The sequence below is a fragment of the Flavobacterium commune genome (assembly GCF_001857965.1).
Lineage (GTDB): Bacteria > Bacteroidota > Bacteroidia > Flavobacteriales > Flavobacteriaceae > Flavobacterium > Flavobacterium commune.
The window spans coordinates 2,588,057-2,608,553 of sequence record NZ_CP017774.1; the positions used below are offsets into that span (position 1 = coordinate 2,588,057).

The following is a 20,497-nucleotide window of genomic DNA, read 5'->3' on the forward strand; positions in this document are numbered from 1 at the left end:
ATGGCAAAATTACCTGTTTCAGAAGAGCATATTGTTGCACAATTTGGACCACATAAAAATTATAGTCCAAAGGAAGGCTATGAGGGAAGAGATGAACCAGATGAATTGGTAAAAACACATTGTTGTTTTTGCGGAATGCAATGCGGAATTCAACTATCTGTAAAAGAAAATAAAGTAGTAGGGTTTGAGCCCTGGATGGAATTTCCTTTTAATGAAGGCCGTCTTTGTCCAAAAGGAGTACAACGTTATTTGCAAAATAATCATCCAGACCGACTTTTAAGTCCGTTGAAAAGGGTAGAAGGACAAGGATTTGTACCTACTTCCTGGGATGTGGCTATGGAAAAAACGGTTTCTGAAATAAAACGTATTCAGGAAACTTATGGGAATGATGCTTTTTCGATGCTTTCGGGAGTTTCATTGACCAATGAGAAAAGTTATTTAGTTGGGAAATTTGCCAGAGTCGCTTTAAAAACCAAAAACCTGGATTATAACGGACGTTTGTGCATGGTAAGTGCCGGAGCCGGAAATAAAAAAGCATTTGGTTTAGACAGAGGTTCTAACAACTATTCGGATTTAGAATATGCTGAGGTGATTATTGTAGCCGGAGCCAATATTAGCGAAACATTTCCAACGCTGACGCATTGGATTTGGAAAGCCAGAGACAGAGGTGCAAAATTAATCGTAATCGATCCAAGGATGATTCCGCTGGCCAGAACAGCTGATCTTCACTTAGATGTGCGTCCGGGAACCGATTCGGCTTTGTATGGTGCGATGTTAAAGTATTTGGCCGATCATGATATGTTAGACCATGATTTTATTGATAATCATACTTCAGGATTTCAGGAAACTTTAGATGCTGTAAAAGACAATACGCTGGAATGGGCTGAAGAAATTACCGGAATTAAGAAAGAAAAAATACAACAGGCAGCTGAGTTATGGGGAAAAGCCAATACCAGTTTCTTGCTTCATGCCCGCGGAATCGAGCACCATTCTAAAGGTGTAGATAATGTTTTGGGATGTATCAATTTAGTCTTGGCAACGGGAAGAATTGGTAAACCTTATTGTGGCTATGCAACTATTACCGGACAAGGAAATGGACAAGGAGGTAGAGAACACGGTCACAAATGTGATCAATTGCCAGGAAACAGGGATATAGAAAATCCGGAACACCGTAAATATATTTCGGAAGTTTGGGGAATTAATGAGAAAGATTTACCGGGTAAAGGTTTATCGGCTTACGAAATTATCGAAGCCATTCACAGAGGGGAAATCAAAGGTTTATTGTCTATTTGTTTCAATCCGCTAGTTTCTTTACCTAACAGTAATTATGTTAGAGAAGCTTTGGAAAAGTTAGAATATTATGTTTGTATTGACTTTTTCTTAAACGAAACAGCGCGTCATGCCGATATTGTTTTAGCAGGTTCTTTGCAGGAAGAAGAAGAAGGAACGACTACTTCTGCCGAAGGTAGAGTAATTCGTATTCGTCAGGCGGTTACTCCTCCGGGAGATGCCAGAACAGATACTTCGATTATCTTGGAAATAGCCAAACGTTTGGGGGTGAAAGATAAATTTACCTATGAAAACAGTGAAGCCATTTTTAATGAATTGCGTGTTGCTTCAAAAGGAGGAACAGCCGATTATTATGGAATTACTTATAAAAAAGTAGAAGATAATATGGGTGTTTTTTGGCCATGTCCAACAGAAGATCATCCCGGAACTCCACGTTTATGGGAAGACAGAAAGTTTAAAACCCCTGATGGAAAAGCGCATTTTAATCCGGCGCCGTATAAACTTCCTGGTGAAGTAACCTGCGTTGATTATCCTGTGATTTTAACTACCGGCCGCGTGGTATCACAATATTTAAGTGGAACGCAAACCCGTAGAATCGGGAAATTAGTAGATCAATTCCCTGAGCCTTTGTTGGAAATTCATCCTAATTTGGCGAAGCAATACAATATTAAACAAAGAGAATTAATTCGTGTTTCAACAAGAAGAGGAGAAGGAATTTTTCCGGCAAATATTGTAGAAACCATTCGGGAAGATACTGTTTTTATTCCGTACCACTGGTCCGGGAAAAAATCAGCAAACCAATTGACACCGGGAACATTAGATCCAATTTCTAAAATACCTGAATTTAAAGTTTGCGCCTGTCATTTGGAACCACTTAAAGAAATAGCTCCGCCTTCAAACGAATCGACGGCTTACGCGAGTATTTAATCTATAAAGAATTGATATAAAATGAACTATACTAGTTTTAATAAAAATGAAGAGTTTTTTGTAGATATGCAACGTTGCATTGGTTGTAAGGCTTGCGAATTGGCTTGTGCCGAATGCGAGACTAACGGTCAGGATTCGATGATACATGTTAATTATGTGGATCGTGCTGCTACTGTACAAACAACCGTTCAGGTGTGTATGCACTGTGATGATCCTGTTTGTGCTAATGTCTGTCCGGCCGATGCAATATCGAAGGATGAATTCGGAATTGTTCACACTGCTAATACCGAAAGATGTATTGGATGCTCTAACTGTGTGATGGCTTGTCCTTTTGGTGTGCCAAAGAAAGAAGAAAATTACGATTTGATGATGAAATGTACCATGTGTTACGATCGAACCAGTGTGGGCAAAAAACCTATGTGTGCTACAGTTTGTCCAAGTGGGGCTTTGTTCTACGGTACTAAAGATGAAATCCAGGAAATGCGTCCGAATAGTACTCCGGTAAATAGCTTCATATTTGGAAAAGAAGTGGTGAATACTAAGGTTAATATCATGATGCCTAAAGGAAGTACAGAACTGATAATATATTAAGAAGTTAGAAGTGGGAAGTTAGAAGTATCTCAACTTGAAAGCTAAAACTTGAAATTGGAAACATAAACTTTTTAGAACATAAAAAAATGTCAAAAGAAGATAATTTAAATAAAAATTGGAAAAAGGATTTTCCAATTGAAAAACAACAAGCTACTAATGTAAGTCGTCGTGACTTTGCTAAGTTCCTAACTTTAGTATCCGGAGGATTGATGGTAGGTAGTGGATTAGTTGCCGCTAAAGCTTATATGTATCCAAAAGAAGAAGTAGAAGGAGAACATTTTGTATGCAAAAAAGAGGAAGTTCCGCTAGGAGGAACACGTGCTTTTGTAATCGATGGAAGCACAATTCCTTATATATTGATTCATCTGGAAACTGGCGAGTTTAAAGCATACGAACAGAAATGTACCCACCTTTCTTGTTCTGTTTTTTACAAGCCAGGAACCGGAATTATTCATTGTCCATGTCACGAGGGGTCGTTTGATGCTAATACAGGTGATGTTATTGCAGGACCTCCGCCTAGAGCTTTGCCAAGTTTAGATGTGTTTTTCAAAGGAAATGACATATATGTTAAAGCAGCAACAGCAATGCAGCAAGCAAAACTCGGATAAATTATTAAAATAAATCGCTATGAGTAATTTTAGAAGAAGTCAGAATCAATCCAATCCTAATAAATTAAACGCAATCCTTTCGTCGTTAATTTTTATATTAATATTGAATGTGAGTATCCAAATTTGGTTGTTGTATGCTTCATTGAATAATGCTTTGGATAACAATAAAGAGATTCTTATTCCTGCATTTGTGGCCTCTTTAATCTTGTTTTTGATAGGTTTTAGCTGGTTGTATTATTTACCAACAGGAAATAACGGTCATACCAAAAAATAAACAGACTTATATATCAATATGAAAAAGGGATTAACTTAATTATAAAAGTTAATCCCTTTTTTTGTGTTTTGAACACAGTTATTTTTTTATCGCAGTACTATCTTTGTGCTTCATTCCTTTTTTCATGGTATGACGGTCGTGTTGTCTCATTTCAGGGCGGTGTTTTTTTCTGAAATCTTCACGGTGGTGTTTTTTCATTTCGCCCCATTTTTTGAATTGATCCGGGGAAAGGACTTTTTTCATTTTTGCATTCATAGCAATTTGTTCATCGAGCATTTTGCTTTTCATTTGGAAAATTTCGTCCGAAGTTGGTTTTTCTGTCTTAGCTTTTCTGTCTTTCAAATGAGCCTCTCTTTTTGCACTTTGTTCTGCAATAATTTTTCCCATTTCTTTTTGTTGGGAATCATTCAAATCCAAATCTAATGTCATTTTTTTCAACATTAGTTGATTGCGCTGTTCCGGTGTGAATTTCTCCATCGGATTGCCATCGTGTCTCGCTGGTCTTTGTTGTTTTTCTTGTGCATAAGAAGATACGCTAATAATAGTGATCAATGCTGCAGTGATTAATTTTTTCATAGTCAATAGGTTTTATTTTTTAAATAAGACTACTGGTGCTGTTTAAAGTTTAATTGTTAAGAAGAAATTATGATTTTTATTTTTTTATTTGATAACTGCTTTTTACTACAATAGGGATTCCATTATTGGTTATTCCTTCTAAATTGATATTTACAGTTGTGTCAACTTCATTGTTATAATACGAAATTGTGGTGCTTCCTTTTTCATCAGGCTGAACGTAAGGATTCCAATATAAGGTGTTTCGAATATCGGCTTTGTCCTTTTCTAATGGATTTGGTTGACTGTAATCAGGAGAGTAGAAAAATCGGGTATTTTGATATCCATCGATGGGCATGGCTATAGAGTGAAAAACTTTTTTACTTGTAGTGCTTCCTTTTCCAAGTTTGGTATAGATAATTAAGGCTCCATTGGCACCTTGTGAACCAAAAACAGCAGCTCCAGGGCCTTTTATAGCTTCAATTTTAGCAATATCATCGGTAGAAATAGAAGACAAAAGATCCATATCCGTTTCTATTCCATCAACTAAAATAATTGGTGGGCCATTATAACGGTTAAAACGAACGGAATTAGCAGTAGCTGTTAGATTAGGAATGGCAATTTGCAGCAGTATAAAAATATTAGAAGATCGAGGGCCTTTTTCTTCAGGAATATAGGTGAAATCGGCAAAACCGTAGCGACTTTCAGTGGTATCATCTTTTTTCTTTTTTGCAGTAATAATTACATCTTTCAATTGGTTTTCTTCGGGAATATTAAAAAGAATGTTTTTATTACGAATATTTGTTTTGATTTGAGTTATTTTATTTTCTTCATAATTTAAAGGATAATAGCCCTTGAAATCGACTGCTATGGGTTGATTGTATATAGAGTCCAGTACAAATTCGCCACTGTTTTTTCCTTTTTGATTTTTTGTATTGAGTAGCATAGTAGCGGTGCCTTTGAAAACAATATTATTGAATTCAAATTTTCCATTCACATCAGTAGTGTCATTTAGCATTGCGGTAGCTTTGTTATTTAAAAGTATCATTTGTACCTGATTATTTTCTTTGGCTGTAGTGCCAAATAAATTCTCCACTTTTCCAGTAATAGAAATTCCTTTTTCGACTTTAAAGTTTTGATTATTATTGAGATTTGGGAATTTTTTCCAGACAAAATCGCGCCATCCCTGGGTTAATAAAAGAAGATCTAAATGATTTAGTCTTGCAGGATTTGAATTGTTGAAATAATAATTTGGGTTGTGTACTTTTCCTTTAATATCTGAAGCCATGAGGAAATAAGAACAAATATTTAAAGTGTTGTCAAAATTTTCGTTTATACCATTGGTGTCCGTTGCGGCTATTGAAAAGTTAGCTATCAAAGGATTTCCTTGTTTGTCTTTTGCTGAAACACTCAGGTTTACTTTTTCTTTTGGAGTATATTGTTTTTTATCAGTTGATAAAGATACCGTAATATCATTATTTTTTTCGATGTAAACTAATCGTTCGCTTTGTGGTCGGGAGAGTTTATCATAAAGTGTGATTTGTGCAATACCTTCCGGGAAATTTTCTTCGGGTAATATAAACGAAAGTTTAGTGTCTTTTAAGGGTTGAGTTCCTTCAAAATAAGTAATGCCTCTTGTGGTGCAAATAAGTGTTAAATCAGCATCCGGGTTTTGATTCAGCGTGGCTGCATTGGTTTTAATAGAGACTATTTTTTTCTCATCAACTTTATTAACAGATAATGTATAGCCTGTTTTTTGAATTTCAGGTAAGTTTATTTTTACTTCTTCATTGTTAGGAATGGTCACTTTGGCATAATACTTTTGGTTTTTTTCGGGTTGTAATATAAATTTCCCCATGCCGTCATGAATACTTTTGAATAAAGTAATTGGTTTATCATTAGTGTCAAAAATAGTCCCTTTTATTTCAATTGGATTTCCGTAGGAATCCGTTGCTTTGAAGGCTACATTACTAATTACATCTTCTACAAGAGAGCCGCTTTCGGGGAAAAAATCGACTAGTACTGCTGCCGTGTTTTCAACTTTTGAATTGTCTTTTTTGCTCTTAGAGATTGTTTTTGTGTTATTGTTTTCTTTAGATAGGATTGCATTCTCTTTGTTAGGAGTAATAATTTGGATTTCTTTTTTGAAAACAAAATCATCTCCATAATTCCGCATCCAGTTGGTATAAGCTCTTAATTGGTAGGTTCCTGGTTTGATACCTAGAGAATCCGCCAATATAAAATCCCCATGACCAAGACCGCCTTCAAGGTTGGTTATATTACGACTGATTATTTTAGATTCTGGTGATAGGAGTTCTACATAGAGTATTTTGCTATGATCAAAAAGTTGATTGGTGTAAGCATAGACTGAATAGGCTTTGTACCATAATGATTCTCCAACCGTGTAATAATTATTGTCAGTATGGAGGTAAACTTTTTCAATCTCTGGTGGAGTTGTTTTTGTTTTTTGAATAGAATCGCTTAGCTGTTGAGCAAAATTGATTGTGGGTATGCTGAAAAAAAATACAAGTAGGTAAAATAATTTTTTGGTCATAGTGGTTATTCTTTGGTTCAGTTGTGATAGAGTATATTTTTGGTTTAGAAGTATAAATGTAATCTATTTATTATATAGATTGTTTTTTTATAAATGGTTTAATATTATTTCCTAAATTGGAATAACACTTTTAAATAAAAAAGAATCCTTTAAAAACAGCTCATGAAACACCCTATTTTACCAATAAAATCAAGAATTGCTTTTTTCTCAACCCAAGCTTATGATAAAGTTTTCTTTGAAAAGTATAATGTTGATTATGGTTACGAATTAGATTTTTTTGACACCCAATTAAACGAGCAAACGGCGAAATTAATTAGTAATACTGATGTTATTTGTGTTTTTGTAAATGATGTAGTCAATGAGGCAGTCATCAAACAACTGGCAGAAAGAAAGGTGCGAATCATTGCTTTGCGTTGTGCAGGTTTTAATAATGTAGATTTAGAAGCTGCCAAAAAATATAATCTAAAAGTATGTCGCGTACCTGCTTATTCTCCTGAAGCGGTTGCTGAACATGCGATGGCAATGATTTTGACATTAAACAGAAAAACGCATAAGGCCTACAATCGGGTTCGGGAACAAAATTTCTCCTTAAACGGATTGTTGGGTTTTGATTTACATGGCAAAACGGTTGGGATTATTGGAACTGGAAATATCGGGAAAGCATTTGCTAAGATTGTAACAGGTTTTGGTTGCAAAGTCTTGGCTTTTGACATCGTTACCGATTCTGAAATGGAGAAGAACGGAGTAACTTTTGTCTCATTAGAAACTATTTTTAAAGAATCGGATATTATTTCGTTGCATTGTCCGTTGAATGAAAAAACCAAACATCTTATTGATAAAAAATCACTTTCGATGATGAAAGAGCATGTGATGATTATCAATACCAGTCGTGGAGCTTTAATTCAAACTTTGGATGTGATTGAAGCATTGAAAAAAGGAAAAATAGGTTATTTAGGAATTGATGTTTACGAACAGGAAGAAAAACTTTTTTTCAGAGATCTGTCGGAAGATATTATTCAGGACGATGCTATTCAGCGTTTAATGAGCTTCCCGAATGTTCTGGTTACAGCCCATCAGGCTTTTTTTACCAATGAAGCGTTGACGCAGATCGCTTTAGTAACTTTTAGTAATATTGAATCACTACTTACTCAAAATGATATTGATAACAAAGCTGCTTTGTTGGTTTAAAACACAAAACCCGTCTTGTTCTAAAAAACGAGACGGGTTTTAATATTATTCAAATAAAAAAAATTATCCCACTAATTCCACTACTTTGCTTTCACCTTCAACAGCTACTTTAGTCAAACCGTGTTTAGATAAGTTTTTCATAGACGCATCCCATTTTTTACCGCTTAAATTTGCAGTAATTTTTAATTGCGTCAAATCCATTTTATTTTCACTTTTTTTCAATAAATCTACAATGAATTTTTCTTCATCAGAAAGTTCTACTGACGCTTGTTTTTTCTCAGGACGCATTTGAGGGAACAATAATACTTCCTGGATAGAAGCATTATTCGTCAAGAACATCATCAAGCGATCCATTCCAATTCCTAAACCAGATGTTGGTGGCATTCCGTATTCTAATGCTCTTAAGAAATCTTCATCGATAATTCCATTAGCTTCATCATCACCTTTGGCAGCCAGACGCATTTGGTCTTCAAAACGTTCTCTTTGGTCAATTGGGTCGTTTAGTTCAGAGTACGCATTGGCAACTTCTTTACCACAAACCATTAATTCAAAACGCTCCGTCAAATCCGGATTGTCACGGTGCTCTTTACACAAAGGCGACATTTCTTTTGGATAATCGGTAATGAATGTAGGCTGAATATAATTTCCTTCACATTTAGCTCCAAAAATTTCATCAATCAGTTTTCCTTTACCCATGGTTTCGTCAACCTCAATTCCCATTCCTTTAGCAGCTTCGTACAATTCGGCTTCACTTTTACCGGAAATATCAAAACCGGTGAAATGTTTGATAGAATCGGTCATCGTTACACGGGCATAAGGCGCTTTGAAACTAATTTGGTGTTCGCCAAAAGTAGCTTCGCTGGTACCATTCACGCCAATAGCGCAATGCTCTAACAATTTCTCGGTGAATTCCATCATCCAGTTGTAGTCTTTGTAGGCTACATATATTTCCATTGCCGTGAATTCCGGGTTGTGGGTTCTGTCCATTCCTTCGTTACGGAAGTTTTTCGAAAACTCATATACACCATCAAATCCACCAACAATCAATCTTTTTAAATACAACTCATTCGCAATACGCATGTACAATGGAATGTCCAATGAGTTATGATGCGTAATAAACGGACGCGCTGCAGCACCACCCGGAATTGCTTGCAAAACCGGAGTTTCTACTTCAAGATACCCAGCGTCATTAAAGAATCCACGCATAGCGTTGAACAATTTCGTTCTTTTGATAAAAGTATCTTTTACGTTTTGGTTCACTGTTAAATCCACATAACGCATACGGTAACGCAATTCGGCATCGTTAAAAGCATCGTGAACTTTTCCATCTTCATCTACTTTTGGCAAAGGAAGCGGACGCAAAGTTTTACTCAAGAAAGTAAATCCGCTCACACGAATACATTTCGCACCAACCTGTGTAGTAAACAATTCGCCTTCAATACCAATAAAATCACCTAAATCGGTCAATTTTTTGAATACTTGGTTGTACAATGTTTTGTCATCACCTTCACACAAAACATCGCGATTCACGTACAATTGAATACGCCCCTCACTATCCTGTAATTCAGCAAAACAAGCCTTTCCCTGATCTCTCACACTCATCAAACGCCCGGCAACAATCACTTTCTTACCTTCTTCAAATGATTCCTTAATCTGCTTCGAAGTATGATTTACAGGAAAAAGATTAGCAGGATAAGGGTTGATTCCCAAGTTGCGTAAAGATTGAAGTTTTTCTCTTCGGATGATTTCTTGTTCTGATAATGCCATTATAGTCTGATTTTTAAGACCGCAAAGATAACAAATTGATTGCAGATTTTAGAAACCCCTTTTTAGAATTTTTAGGAGCAGAAAATTCCTGTTTTTAATCAGGATTTGTCCTGCTGTTCACTATATCTTTTATGCCGAACACCGGCATAAAAGGATGCCGTTTCCATCAGGGCTAGATTAGAGGTTTTAGTTTTTAAGAGGAAGTAAAAGTAAGAACTGTTGTAATTGCGTTGTAAATTCAAAAAAGTTATTTAAACTTGTGGATATTTAATAGTTACCAGTAATTGCCAGATAAATGTTTAGTAAAAATTTTATATCATTTCTAAAAGAAGCACAATTTACTTTTGAAATATTAGCAAGCGGTATTACACAACTTGGAAAAGTAAATTATGCAAAAAAAGGATTATATTTTACATCTTTCACTTCTATTTCTACTGGATTAGAAAGAATTGGGAAAATTTGTTTGATATTAGATTACTGCATCAGAAATAATGGAGATTATCCATCAGCAAAAACTTTAAAAAATGACATCGGTCACGACTTGCAAGAACTATATAAAAAATCTAAGGAGATAATTTCTCATTTTGATTTTAAATTAAATTATTTGCAAGACTTAGAAGATCCTATTTATATTGAAATTTTATCTATACTTTCCAATTTTGCCAAAGGAGACAGATATTCAAATATAGATTTTCTTGTGAATAAGAATCCCAAAAATGATCCGATAAAGGATTGGTACTTAAAAGTTGATCAGGTTCTTTTTGAGAAAAGGGTTTCGCAAGCCCAAAAAGATAAAATAAAATTCAATTCGGAAATGGCTGGTCGTATTTTAGATGGGCTTTCAATAGTTCAACATTTAAGTGAAACTGGATTAGAGTTGAATGATATTGAAACATCCAGTTATCAAACAGGTGTTGCAAGTGCAGTGGCAAAGTATCGACAATTATACACGCTGCATATAATAAGATATTGGGTAGACTTGTTACGAGAACTTCAATATGTAGCCTACAATAAAAAGTTAGACATTCCTCATTTTTCAGAAATATTTGCAATATTCAATAATGAAGATAGTTATCTCCTAACTCGAAAGACGTTTGAAAGATTATAGCAACATACTGATGCCAGATAGTATCAGATAATGCGGATTTGCAATCCGTGTCCGCAATCTATATCTGGTTGAATTTCAAAAAAAATAATTTTAAAAACTTTGTGTCTTAGCGACTTCGTGGCATTAGTTCGTACATTTGAAAAAAAACAAATCATGATAAAATTATACAAAATACTTAGCCTTTCTCTTTTAGTACTAATGTTTGCAAGCTGCAATTTCACCGAGAACATTGAAGTGCGTCCCGATGGAACAGGAAAGTTTTCTCTGGAAGTTGATGGTTCCGGTTTTATGGCTATGGCAGGGGATAAAATGGGGAGTGAATTGTCTGGTAAAAAAGGAACTAAGGCAATAGATTCTACGTTTTCGTTCAAACAGATTTTTGAAGAAAAGAAAGACAGTATTGCTAAATTGTCAGCAGAGCAACAAGCGGCTCTGAAAAAGTTGGAAAACTTTGTGATGAAAATTAAAATGAATCCCGAAGCGAAACAATTATTGTTTTCTATGGACACTCCGTTTAAAAGTATCAATGACTTAGATGGTGTTATGGAAAGTATGGGGGCATTGAAAGACCTTAAAGGTAAATCAGATAAAAATAGTAATCCTGCTGCTATGATGAGTAGTATTGGCACTGATAATTCTAAATTAAGCTTTAGTTATAATGGGAAAAATTTTAGCCGAAAAGTGATAGTTTTAAAAGACCAAATCAAAAAAATAGCGGCTGACTCAACAGGAATGGCTAAGATGATTTTTGCTTCATCCAAATATACTTTGAAATACCATTTTCCTAAGGCGGTAAAATCGGTTTCTAATCCGGATGCCATGTTCAGTGCCGATAGAAAAACTATTACGGTGGAATATCCTTTTACGGATTATAGCGAAAATCCGGAGAAGTTGAATCTGAATGTGGTTTTTGAATAATAGTAAATCAGATTTTATTTTAACCGCAGATTGCTTCGCCTATTCGCTTTCGCTTGGGTCGCAGATTTCATTTTTTGGCTGAAGTTTAAAAATTAAAATCTGTGAATCTGCGGTTAATTTTTCTACAGCTAATTACTCCGTGGCAAAAGAAAATAATTAATCGTATTTTTGCACTTCACTAATTAAAGAACGAAGTAAGATTGCTTTGCTTCGTGTCTTGCAATGACTAATGAATAAAAAAATCCAACTTCAAGATTTAGGCAATAAGGATTATAAATCAACCTGGGAATATCAGGAAGAATTATTCAAAGGAATTGTCGATTTAAAAATCCAAAACCGCAGAGAGGAAACTAATCTTCCTACGCCTAATTATTTCCTTTTTGTAGAGCATCCGCATGTATATACCTTGGGGAAAAGTGGTGATTTTGAAAATTTATTGTTATCCGAAAAGCAATTGGAAGCAAAAGGAGCTACTTTCTACAAAATCAATCGTGGAGGGGATATTACCTATCACGGTCCGGGACAAATTGTAGGTTATCCTATTCTTGACCTGGAAAATTTCTTTACTGATATTCATAAATACCTGCGTTTTCTGGAGGAAGCCATTATTCTGACTTTAGCTGAATACGGAATCGAATCTGGACGCAGCGATGGCGAAACAGGAGTTTGGCTTGGAGTAGGAACGCCATTTGCCCGTAAAATTTGTGCTATGGGTGTGCGCGCTTCGCGTTGGGTAACCATGCACGGATTTGCCCTAAACGTCAATGCCGATTTGGGTTATTTTGATAATATTATTCCTTGTGGGATTCGAGGAAAAGCGGTGACTACTTTAAATGTAGAACTCGGTGTCGAAAAAGTAGATGAGGAAGAAGTGAAAGCAAAAATCCTGAAACATTTTACAGATTTATTCGAAGCGGAATTTTAATAAAACTTCATGCTTTAGCGGTAAATTTTGGCACGCAGATTTAACGGATTTTAGCAGATTAAAACAGATTTTTCTTTATTTCTTTGCGAAAATCTTTCTGTTCTTTGCGGTTAAAAAAAAACTTAGTGTCTTTGCGTCTTCGTGGCAAAAAAAAACTATAAATCTAAAGCAAGTTGTTCCGGCAACAATCTAAAACTCATTCTGTGGTATTTTGTCGTGCCATATTTTCGGATAGCTTCGCGGTGTTCTTTAGTAGGATAGCCTTTGTTTTTTTTCCAATTGTACATAGGAAATTCTTCGTGAATTCGGTTCATATATTCATCACGATAAGTTTTTGCCAAAACAGAAGCCGCAGCAATGCTTAAATATTTGGAGTCGCCTTTTATAATACTTTGATTCGGAATTGATTTTAATAATTCGATTTCCTCAATGGTGAATTGTTTTCCAGTGGTGTTTTTTAAACCTAATTTGGCATTCAAACTTCTGTTCCCATCCACAATAATAAATTCAGGAACGATATTTAATTTCAAAACGGATTCCTGCATGCCTTTCATCGAAGCGTTCAAGATGTTGATTTCGTCAATTTCATCAGGAAATAAATGAGTTACAGCAAAAGTAACTGCTTCATCTTCGATTATGGGACGTAATTTTTCTCTAACTTTTTCAGAAAGTTGTTTACTGTCGTTTAAAATAGAATTGCTAAAATTTGTTGGTAGAATTATTGCAGCAGCAGTAACAGGCCCGGCAAGGCAACCACGACCCGCTTCGTCGGTTCCGGCTTCAAGAATCAATTTTGAAAAAGTAGAGGCAAGCATATTATACCGTTTATAATTATTTTTTAATCCAATTGTTCCTGTATAATGCCGTTGTATATTTCATCTAGTCCTCCCGATAGCTATCGGGATTATTGAACTGATTTGAAATAACAAACGGTATAGAAAAGTTTTCGGAAGGCAAAGATTATAAAATTTTTAAGATAATTGTTCGTTAATCTTCTATTTGCTTAGATGTCGAGCTCAATTAAGTTGTTTTTTTATACGTTTTTATCATTTACCTTTGCTCCGTTATTAGTTTTAAAATAAAAGCCTAATTATATATTTTTCACGAATGAGAATTCTCTTTTTTCTATATTTTTTAGTTCTGCCTACATTGTTGTTTTCTCAAGTAGATTCAAGAGAAGATACACCTAAAAGGAGTTTTTCGGATCGGTTAAAAGGGGCAAATAGCAAGGATAAAGACACAACTAAGGTTGCGTCAATAGATATGTACCGATTTATTACCTTAGAAAGAGATACAACTTATTTAGATACTTCGCTAACCATTGACAAGGAATACAGTCATAATTTTCTCCGTAGAGATCTTTTTGGATTATTAGCTTTTCCTAATGAAGGACAAGCTTATAACACACTTTATTATAATTTAGGACAAAATTCACCTTATCCTGAATTTGGTTTTAAGGCAAAGCATTTCAATTTTTTAGAAGCCAATCAAATTCGATATGGCTCGGTTGCGACTCCTGTAACCGAATTGTTTTTTAAATCCACTTTAGGGAGAGGGCATTCAGTCGATTCTTATTTTACGTTGAATCTTTCGCCAAATTTGAATTTATCCATTGCTTACAAAGGATTGCGTTCAGAAGGGAAGTATATTAATCAGTTAACCAGTATAGGTAGTTTTAGGTTTACAGCCAGTTATAACAATGCCAGTAAACGTTATTATTTGAATGCACATTTTACAGGTCAGGATGCTTTAAATGAGGAAAATGGAGGAATAACAACTATAGAGGATTTTGAAAGTGAAGATCCTGATTTTCAAAACAGACAGCGTTTGCAGGTCTATTTGACCGATGCGGAATCTTTTTTGAAAGCCAAACGCATTTTTGCCGATCATAGTTTTAGAATCAATCCAACTCAGGGGGATAATAATTTATATGTGTCACACCAGCTGAATTATGAGAATAAGTTTTTTGAATATTTTCAGCCAACAATACTTTCTGCGGTTGGAACACAATCTGTAAAACGATTTGGTGATGCCATTGTGACTTCTAATTTAAAAGACCAAACACATTACAATAAGATGTATAACAAAGCGGCTGTAATGTATGAGAATAATTTGTTGGGAAAATTTCAGTTTTATATAGATGATTATCGTAGTAATTTTTATTACAATCGAATATTGATTAGAGATACAGATACTATTTCGTCGGTTCTATCCCGAAATATCAATAGTGTTGGGGGACAATACGAATATTGGAAAAATAAATGGCATGGGAAATTTTTGCTTTCCAGATCAATTACAGCTCAGTCCATATCTAATTTAGAAGCCAAATTAAATTATGATTTGAATGACGATTTCCAGTTTGTTTTTGGATACCAAAATCTGAGTAAGTTGCCTAACGATAATTATAATTTGTACCAAAGTAATTATGTAAACTACAACTGGTCGAATAATTTTAAAAACGAAAAAATCAATGTGTTAAGCGGAAGTGCTGTTACGCCTTGGTTTGAGGCTTCGTTACAGTTGTCGGCTTTAACGGATTATTTGTATTTTGAAAATACAGCCGTCGATGAATTGCAACAAATAGTTACACCTAACCAATTTGGCGGAACGATTAAATACCTTTCTCTTAAATTAAACAAGGAGTTGACTTTTGGGAAATTTGCTTTAAACAATACCCTTTTGTATCAAAAAGTCGATCAGCAGCAAGCGGTATTAAATGTGCCTGAATTTGTAACCAGAAATACAATTTACTATACTAATTATTTCTTTCATAAAGCATTGTTTCTTCAGGCAGGAGTTACTTTGAATTATTTTACGAATTATTTTGCCAACGATTATAATCCTGTTATTGGAGAGTTTTTTGTGCAGCAAAACAAACAAATAGGTAATTATCCTAATCTGGATTTCTTTATTAACGCTAAAATCCAAAGAACAAGAGTTTATCTAAAAGCGGAACACTTTAATGCGGCTTACACAGGAAACAATTATTATTCGGCTCCTAATAATCCGTATCGTGATATGACGATTCGTTTTGGTTTGATTTGGAATTTCTTTAATTAGTTCAAAATGACCTTTACCGCTATAGATTTTGAAACCGCTACAGCTTTTCATCCCTGTTCTGTAGGGATTGTTACTGTAGAAAATGGGATTATTGTGGACGAATTTGTTACTTTGATTCAACCGCCAAATAATCTTTATAATCCTTATACAATTCAGGTTCACGGAATTTATCCAAGTGACACAGCCAGGGCTAAAAATTTTCTTCAGGTATTTCCGGAAATTCAAAAACGCCTTCAAAATAGAGTGGTTGTAGCGCACAACGAGAGTTTTGATCGCAATGTTTTGTTAAAGTCGATGGATTATTATGGTTTGGATTACGGTAATTTGAATATTGCTTCCCGTTGGGAATGTACCGTGAAAATTTATAAGGCAAAAGGAATAAAACCTACCAAGCTCAGTGATTGTTGCCGCGAAATGAAAATCCAACTGAATCATCACGAAGCATTGTCTGATGCCAGGGCTTGCGCTCAATTGTATTTGAAGCGATAAGAAATTTTATTCCAAAGTTAATAGCGTAAGTTTTTTCATTAAATTAGTGTGCTAACTTTTTTAGGTCATTAAGATGAAAGAAGATTTTTTACATTATCTCTGGAAATTCAGGAAGTTTGATACGCTCTATTTAAAAACTACCGCCGGGCAGGAAATTTCAATTATTACTGTTGGTCAGTATTTGCAGCAAGCAGGTCCTGATTTTTTTAATGCTCAAATTTCCATTGGAAACCAAAAGTGGGCGGGTAATGTCGAAATTCACCTGAAATCATCGGACTGGTATGTGCATCATCATGAAAATGACATGGCTTATGAAAATGTAATTCTTCATGTAGTTTGGGAACATGATGTGGAAGTTTTTAGAAAAAACAATTCGGAGATTCCGGTTTTGGAACTTAAGAATTATGTTAGTAAGGAAGTTTTAGCTAATTATCAAAGATTAGTTGCACCAAAATCATGGATTTTTTGCGAAAAACAACTAAAGTATTTTGATGATTTTGTTTTGAAAAATTGGCAGGAACGTTTGTTTTTTGAACGGTTAGAGCGAAAATCAAAGGCTATATATGATTTATTAGAACAAACCAATAGGGATTGGGAAGCTGTCTTGTTTTGTATGCTGGCTAAAAATTTCGGTTTGAATACTAATGGTGAAGTTTTTCTGAAAATTGCCCAATCAATTCCTTTTTCAGTTATAAGAAAAGAAAGTTTTGAAGTCGAAAATTTAGAAGCGCTATTGTTTGGTCAAGCGGCTTTATTGCAGGCAGAAAAGGAAGATACTTATTTTAAGGATTTAAAATTTCGCTATTTTTATTTGCTTCACAAATACCAATTGGAATCTAAAAATGAAGGACAAGTACAGTTTTTTAAACATCGTCCGGATAATTTTCCCACGATTCGATTGTCACAATTGGCTCATTTGTATCATATTCATCAAAATCTTTTTTCGAAAATTAATAGTGTTTCTTCGATAGCAACTATTTATCAATTGTTTCAACTGGGAACTTCGGTTTATTGGGAAACGCATTATCAATTTGATAAAGTGAGTCCGAAGAAGTCAAAGAAATTATCAAGATCTTTTGTCGATTTAGTATTGATTAATACGATTATCCCTATTCAGTTTGCGTATGCTAAAAGTCTGGGAAAGGAAGTGACTGAGGATTTGATGGCAATGTTAGTGGAGGTTGCTCCTGAGAAAAATGCAATTATTGATAAGTTTGAATCGTTTGGTGTAAAAGCCAGTAATTCGTTTGAAACACAATCTTTGTTGCAATTAAAGAATGAATATTGTGTTAGCGGAAAATGTTTAGACTGTGCTATAGGAATGGAGTTGTTGAAGAGTGGTTAATGATTCTATTTTTGTAATTTTGTCCAAAAATTTAAAAAAAAACAGTATTTCAATGTCGGCTATAATCAAACTTAAGTTTTTTTTCGAAAAATATGGTTTTCATGTTTCTTCACGTCTTGCCGATAAACTGGGCATGCGGGTTACAAGTGTGCGTTTGTTTTTTATTTATATTTCTTTTGTAACCGTTGGATTAGGATTTGGAGTGTATTTAACACTTGCATTTTGGATTCGACTAAAGGATTTGATTAGAGCTAAACGGACATCAGTTTTTGATTTATAAAAAAAATCCCTCTGAAAATTTTAATTTCAGAGGGATTTTTTTAGGTTTTTTATGGTATTATTTTTTCTCTTCGGGATTGTTTAAAACACTGTTTTTTCTACTAAAAGAAAAATAGACAATGACTCCAAGTCCCATCCAGATAAAAAGTCGCATCCAGTTTACCCATCCCAGTCCGTACATCATTGCTAAGCATACAAGAGCACCTAGTATTGGTACAAATGGTACAAATGGGGTTTTGAATTCGCGAACCATATCGGGCTCTTTTTTTCTTAGAATAATTACCGAGATGCAAACAAGAACAAATGCAAATAAAGTTCCTATACTGGTCATGTCTCCTACGATGTCTCCGGGAATAAATGCCGCAAATCCGCCAACGATTATAAGAATTGCAAGATTGGCTTTGTATGGCGTTTTGAATTTAGGATGTATATCGCTAAACATTTTAGGCAATAATCCATCTCTACCCATAGCATAAAAAACTCTTGATTGTCCTAAAAGTAAAACCAGAATTACCGAAGAGAATCCTGCCAGAATAGCTATCGTAACAAATTCTCCAAGCCATTCATATCCTATCATGTATTTGTTTATGGCAAATGCTACTGAGGCTTCTTTACCGCCTGTTCTAAAATCTTCTACTGTAGCAACACCTGTAAGAACGTGTGCAAAAAGAATATATAACACGGTACAGATTGCTAATGAACCTAAGATTCCAATTGGCATTGCCTTTTTTGGGTTTTTGGTTTCCTGTGCTGCAGTACTTACCGCATCAAAGCCAATGAAAGCGAAGAAAACGGTACCGGCTGCTCCAAGGATTCCCATTATTCCTCCAAAAGAATGATCAATTCCATGTTCGTCAGTAAAAACAGAACTTTGCGGTATGTATGGAGTGTGATTAACCGGATTAATGAATTTCCATCCGATATATATGATAAGGATTACGATAGTTGTTTTTAGAATAACAATTAAACCGTTAACAAAAGCCGATTCCTGAATTCCTTTAATTAATAATAAGCTAATAACTGTAACTATAAATAAAGCCGGTAAATTAATGATTCCCTGAACACCTTCCGGAGAAGTTTGAAATGGGGAGTGTGAGAATTCATAGGGGATTGGGCTGGTATGTAAAATGTTTACCAATAAATCATTAAGGTATTCACTCCAGGCAATTCCTACTGTGGCTCCTCCTACAGCATATTCTAAAATTAAATCCCAGCCAATAATCCAGGCCAGAAATTCGCCCATTGTTGCATAGGTATAAGTGTAGGCACTTCCCGAAATAGGTATTGAAGAAGATAATTCGGCATAGCAAAGTCCTGCCAAAGCACAACCAATGGCTGCAACAACAAAGGCTAAGGTTACTGATGGACCGGCACTTTGTGCTGCGGCTGTAGCGGTTCTTACAAATAATCCGGCGCCAATAATTGCTCCAATTCCTAAAGCGATTAAAGACCAGGCTGTAAGGGTTCTTTTTAATCCTTTTTCAGAATCTTCTGCTTCGGCTAAGAGTTTGATTAGTGGTTTCTTGTTCCAAATAGACATGGTTTTGAGGTTTGTTATTGTTAAGTGCCAAATGTATTATTTTTTATGAAAAGAACAATGACTTTGGATTTAAGTTGTCGTATTAATGTTAAAGTTGTTTTTATTTTGGGTTTTCTTTATGATTGGTTAGTTTTAGGTATTTATTTTTTATATTTAGTTGCAAAAAACTCATTTAGCAGCTACCGATGAATTTTAAAACAATCAGGAACTATTTTAATTTTTCGAAAGACCAACAAAAGGGAATCTTTTTGTTGTTTTTTGTGATTATTGTATTGCAATTGGCTTGTTATTTTATGGATTTTAAAACCACGTCCGTAATTGATTCAGAGGGGAAAAAATGGCTTGCACTTGAGGCCCCAATAGATTCAATAGAACATCATTTAAAGGATAGTGTTCCTAAAATATACCCTTTTAATCCTAATTTTATCACCGATTATAAAGGGTATAAGTTAGGGATGTCGGTAGCGGAAATAGACAGATTACATACTTTTAGGGAAGGAAATAAATATGTGAATTCGGCCAAGGAATTTCAGGCAGTAACCGGAGTTTCGGATTCTTTGTTAAAAGTGATAGCGCCTTATTTTAAATTTCCTGATTGGGTAAAAAATAAACCGACATCTAAATTAGTTGCCTTTTCGAATACAAAATCAGAACATTTTTCGAGAAAAGAAAAAATAGTTGTGAAAGATATTAATCAGGCGACTCAGGAAGATTTGATTAAAGTCTATGGAATAGGAGATGCAATTTCGATGCGAATTTTGAAATTTAAAGAAAGTTTGGGCGGATTTGTTTCGATGGAACAAATGAAAGATGTCTGGGGTTTGTCGCCCGAAGTGATTGAACATTTGAATGCTTCTTTTAAGGTTGGAACGACTTCGAATATAAAAAAAATCGATATTAATAATGCTTCCGTAAAAGAATTAGCGCAGTTTCCGTATTTCAAATATAGCTTGGCTAGAGAGATTGTGATTTACAGGAGTATGAATGGAGATATTAAAAATGCAAGCGATTTAACAAAAATTAAAGGAATGTCTATTGAGAATGCAAATATTATAGCCTTATATTTGGACTTTTAAAAAAAA

At 34.7% G+C, this 20,497-nt stretch carries 18 protein-coding genes; 13 read left to right on the forward strand and 5 right to left on the reverse strand.

The genetic code is table 11. The annotated features are described in order from the left end of the window. From BIW12_RS10835 to BIW12_RS10850, 4 genes are all read left to right on the forward strand, one after another. Positions 1–2,217, forward strand: a complete 2,217-nt coding sequence (locus BIW12_RS10835) for a molybdopterin oxidoreductase family protein (protein ID WP_071185125.1) — start codon at positions 1–3, stop codon at positions 2,215–2,217. 21 nt (positions 2,218–2,238) lie between these two features. Further along, a complete protein-coding gene (locus BIW12_RS10840) occupies positions 2,239–2,808 on the forward strand; it encodes a 4Fe-4S dicluster domain-containing protein (RefSeq protein ID WP_071185126.1) in 570 nt (189 codons plus the stop codon). A gap of 86 nt (positions 2,809–2,894) precedes the next feature. After that, on the forward strand, positions 2,895–3,416 hold the full coding sequence (locus BIW12_RS10845; protein WP_071185127.1) for a Rieske (2Fe-2S) protein: 522 nt from the start codon (positions 2,895–2,897) through the stop codon (positions 3,414–3,416). A 19-nt stretch (positions 3,417–3,435) separates the two neighbouring features. Next, on the forward strand, positions 3,436–3,690 hold the full coding sequence (locus BIW12_RS10850) for a DUF6755 family protein (protein ID WP_071185128.1): 255 nt from the start codon (positions 3,436–3,438) through the stop codon (positions 3,688–3,690). 78 nt (positions 3,691–3,768) lie between these two features. Here the strand turns inward: BIW12_RS10850 and BIW12_RS10855 are convergent, their stop codons facing one another. Together BIW12_RS10855 and BIW12_RS10860 are read right to left on the reverse strand one after the other, a co-directional pair. Beyond that, positions 3,769–4,266 (reverse strand): hypothetical protein, encoded by a 498-nt coding sequence (locus BIW12_RS10855; RefSeq protein ID WP_071185129.1) that lies wholly within the window; start codon positions 4,264–4,266, stop codon positions 3,769–3,771. A 76-nt stretch (positions 4,267–4,342) separates the two neighbouring features. After that, positions 4,343–6,796: a TonB-dependent receptor gene (locus BIW12_RS10860; RefSeq protein WP_071185130.1), complete on the reverse strand. Its 2,454-nt coding sequence runs from the start codon at positions 6,794–6,796 to the stop codon at positions 4,343–4,345. 162 nt (positions 6,797–6,958) lie between these two features. On the opposite strand from BIW12_RS10860, the gene BIW12_RS10865 reads away from it, so the two are divergent. Further along, positions 6,959–7,984 (forward strand): 2-hydroxyacid dehydrogenase, encoded by a 1,026-nt coding sequence (locus BIW12_RS10865; protein WP_071185131.1) that lies wholly within the window; start codon positions 6,959–6,961, stop codon positions 7,982–7,984. A gap of 63 nt (positions 7,985–8,047) precedes the next feature. Here BIW12_RS10865 and lysS read toward each other — a convergent pair whose 3' ends face one another. Beyond that, the gene (gene lysS / locus BIW12_RS10870) at positions 8,048–9,751 is read right to left on the reverse strand and encodes a lysine--tRNA ligase (protein WP_071185132.1); all 1,704 of its coding nucleotides are present in this window, start codon (positions 9,749–9,751) and stop codon (positions 8,048–8,050) included. A gap of 295 nt (positions 9,752–10,046) precedes the next feature. Between lysS and BIW12_RS10875 the strand changes: the two genes are divergently transcribed. The 3 genes from BIW12_RS10875 (at position 10,047) to lipB (ending at position 12,702) form a co-directional block, all read left to right on the forward strand. Next, positions 10,047–10,859, forward strand: coding sequence for a hypothetical protein (locus BIW12_RS10875; RefSeq protein WP_071185133.1), 813 nt, complete (start codon positions 10,047–10,049; stop codon positions 10,857–10,859). Between the two features lie 153 nt (positions 10,860–11,012). Next, positions 11,013–11,777 (forward strand): hypothetical protein, encoded by a 765-nt coding sequence (locus BIW12_RS10880; RefSeq protein WP_071186341.1) that lies wholly within the window; start codon positions 11,013–11,015, stop codon positions 11,775–11,777. A 229-nt stretch (positions 11,778–12,006) separates the two neighbouring features. Then, positions 12,007–12,702, forward strand: a complete 696-nt coding sequence (gene lipB, locus BIW12_RS10885; protein ID WP_071185134.1) for a lipoyl(octanoyl) transferase LipB — start codon at positions 12,007–12,009, stop codon at positions 12,700–12,702. A 155-nt stretch (positions 12,703–12,857) separates the two neighbouring features. Here lipB and BIW12_RS10890 read toward each other — a convergent pair whose 3' ends face one another. Next, positions 12,858–13,517: a ribonuclease HII gene (locus BIW12_RS10890; RefSeq protein WP_071185135.1), complete on the reverse strand. Its 660-nt coding sequence runs from the start codon at positions 13,515–13,517 to the stop codon at positions 12,858–12,860. Between the two features lie 292 nt (positions 13,518–13,809). Between BIW12_RS10890 and BIW12_RS10895 the strand changes: the two genes are divergently transcribed. From BIW12_RS10895 to BIW12_RS10910, 4 genes are all read left to right on the forward strand, one after another. Beyond that, on the forward strand, positions 13,810–15,762 hold the full coding sequence (locus BIW12_RS10895; RefSeq protein ID WP_071185136.1) for a putative porin: 1,953 nt from the start codon (positions 13,810–13,812) through the stop codon (positions 15,760–15,762). 6 nt (positions 15,763–15,768) lie between these two features. After that, positions 15,769–16,251, forward strand: a complete 483-nt coding sequence (locus BIW12_RS10900) for a 3'-5' exonuclease (protein ID WP_071185137.1) — start codon at positions 15,769–15,771, stop codon at positions 16,249–16,251. A gap of 73 nt (positions 16,252–16,324) precedes the next feature. Then, entirely contained in the window at positions 16,325–17,596 is a 1,272-nt protein-coding gene (locus BIW12_RS10905) for a DUF2851 family protein (protein WP_071185138.1), read from the forward strand. 52 nt (positions 17,597–17,648) lie between these two features. Next, entirely contained in the window at positions 17,649–17,876 is a 228-nt protein-coding gene (locus BIW12_RS10910; protein ID WP_035659873.1) for a PspC family transcriptional regulator, read from the forward strand. Positions 17,877–17,933: 57 nt separating this feature from the next. Here the strand turns inward: BIW12_RS10910 and BIW12_RS10915 are convergent, their stop codons facing one another. After that, entirely contained in the window at positions 17,934–19,415 is a 1,482-nt protein-coding gene (locus tag BIW12_RS10915) for an amino acid permease (protein WP_071185139.1), read from the reverse strand. Between the two features lie 185 nt (positions 19,416–19,600). Here BIW12_RS10915 and BIW12_RS10920 point away from each other — a divergent pair, with 185 nt between their 5' ends. Then, positions 19,601–20,491 (forward strand): ComEA family DNA-binding protein, encoded by an 891-nt coding sequence (locus tag BIW12_RS10920; protein ID WP_071185140.1) that lies wholly within the window; start codon positions 19,601–19,603, stop codon positions 20,489–20,491. The last annotated feature ends 6 nt before the right edge of the window (positions 20,492–20,497 follow it).

Excerpts from the sequence above, each read along its gene's own strand:
- BIW12_RS10835 (WP_071185125.1), top strand. The coding sequence starts at position 1 with ATGGCAAAATTACCTGTTTCAGAAGAGCATATTGTTGCACAATTTGGA.
- BIW12_RS10840 (WP_071185126.1), top strand. The coding sequence starts at position 2,239 with ATGAACTATACTAGTTTTAATAAAAATGAAGAGTTTTTTGTAGATATG.
- BIW12_RS10845 (WP_071185127.1), top strand. The coding sequence starts at position 2,895 with ATGTCAAAAGAAGATAATTTAAATAAAAATTGGAAAAAGGATTTTCCA.
- BIW12_RS10850 (WP_071185128.1), top strand. The coding sequence starts at position 3,436 with ATGAGTAATTTTAGAAGAAGTCAGAATCAATCCAATCCTAATAAATTA.
- BIW12_RS10855 (WP_071185129.1), bottom strand. The coding sequence starts at position 4,266 with ATGAAAAAATTAATCACTGCAGCATTGATCACTATTATTAGCGTATCT.
- BIW12_RS10860 (WP_071185130.1), bottom strand. The coding sequence starts at position 6,796 with ATGACCAAAAAATTATTTTACCTACTTGTATTTTTTTTCAGCATACCC.
- BIW12_RS10865 (WP_071185131.1), top strand. The coding sequence starts at position 6,959 with ATGAAACACCCTATTTTACCAATAAAATCAAGAATTGCTTTTTTCTCA.
- lysS (WP_071185132.1), bottom strand. The coding sequence starts at position 9,751 with ATGGCATTATCAGAACAAGAAATCATCCGAAGAGAAAAACTTCAATCT.
- BIW12_RS10875 (WP_071185133.1), top strand. The coding sequence starts at position 10,047 with ATGTTTAGTAAAAATTTTATATCATTTCTAAAAGAAGCACAATTTACT.
- BIW12_RS10880 (WP_071186341.1), top strand. The coding sequence starts at position 11,013 with ATGATAAAATTATACAAAATACTTAGCCTTTCTCTTTTAGTACTAATG.
- lipB (WP_071185134.1), top strand. The coding sequence starts at position 12,007 with ATGAATAAAAAAATCCAACTTCAAGATTTAGGCAATAAGGATTATAAA.
- BIW12_RS10890 (WP_071185135.1), bottom strand. The coding sequence starts at position 13,517 with ATGCTTGCCTCTACTTTTTCAAAATTGATTCTTGAAGCCGGAACCGAC.
- BIW12_RS10895 (WP_071185136.1), top strand. The coding sequence starts at position 13,810 with ATGAGAATTCTCTTTTTTCTATATTTTTTAGTTCTGCCTACATTGTTG.
- BIW12_RS10900 (WP_071185137.1), top strand. The coding sequence starts at position 15,769 with ATGACCTTTACCGCTATAGATTTTGAAACCGCTACAGCTTTTCATCCC.
- BIW12_RS10905 (WP_071185138.1), top strand. The coding sequence starts at position 16,325 with ATGAAAGAAGATTTTTTACATTATCTCTGGAAATTCAGGAAGTTTGAT.
- BIW12_RS10910 (WP_035659873.1), top strand. The coding sequence starts at position 17,649 with ATGTCGGCTATAATCAAACTTAAGTTTTTTTTCGAAAAATATGGTTTT.
- BIW12_RS10915 (WP_071185139.1), bottom strand. The coding sequence starts at position 19,415 with ATGTCTATTTGGAACAAGAAACCACTAATCAAACTCTTAGCCGAAGCA.
- BIW12_RS10920 (WP_071185140.1), top strand. The coding sequence starts at position 19,601 with ATGAATTTTAAAACAATCAGGAACTATTTTAATTTTTCGAAAGACCAA.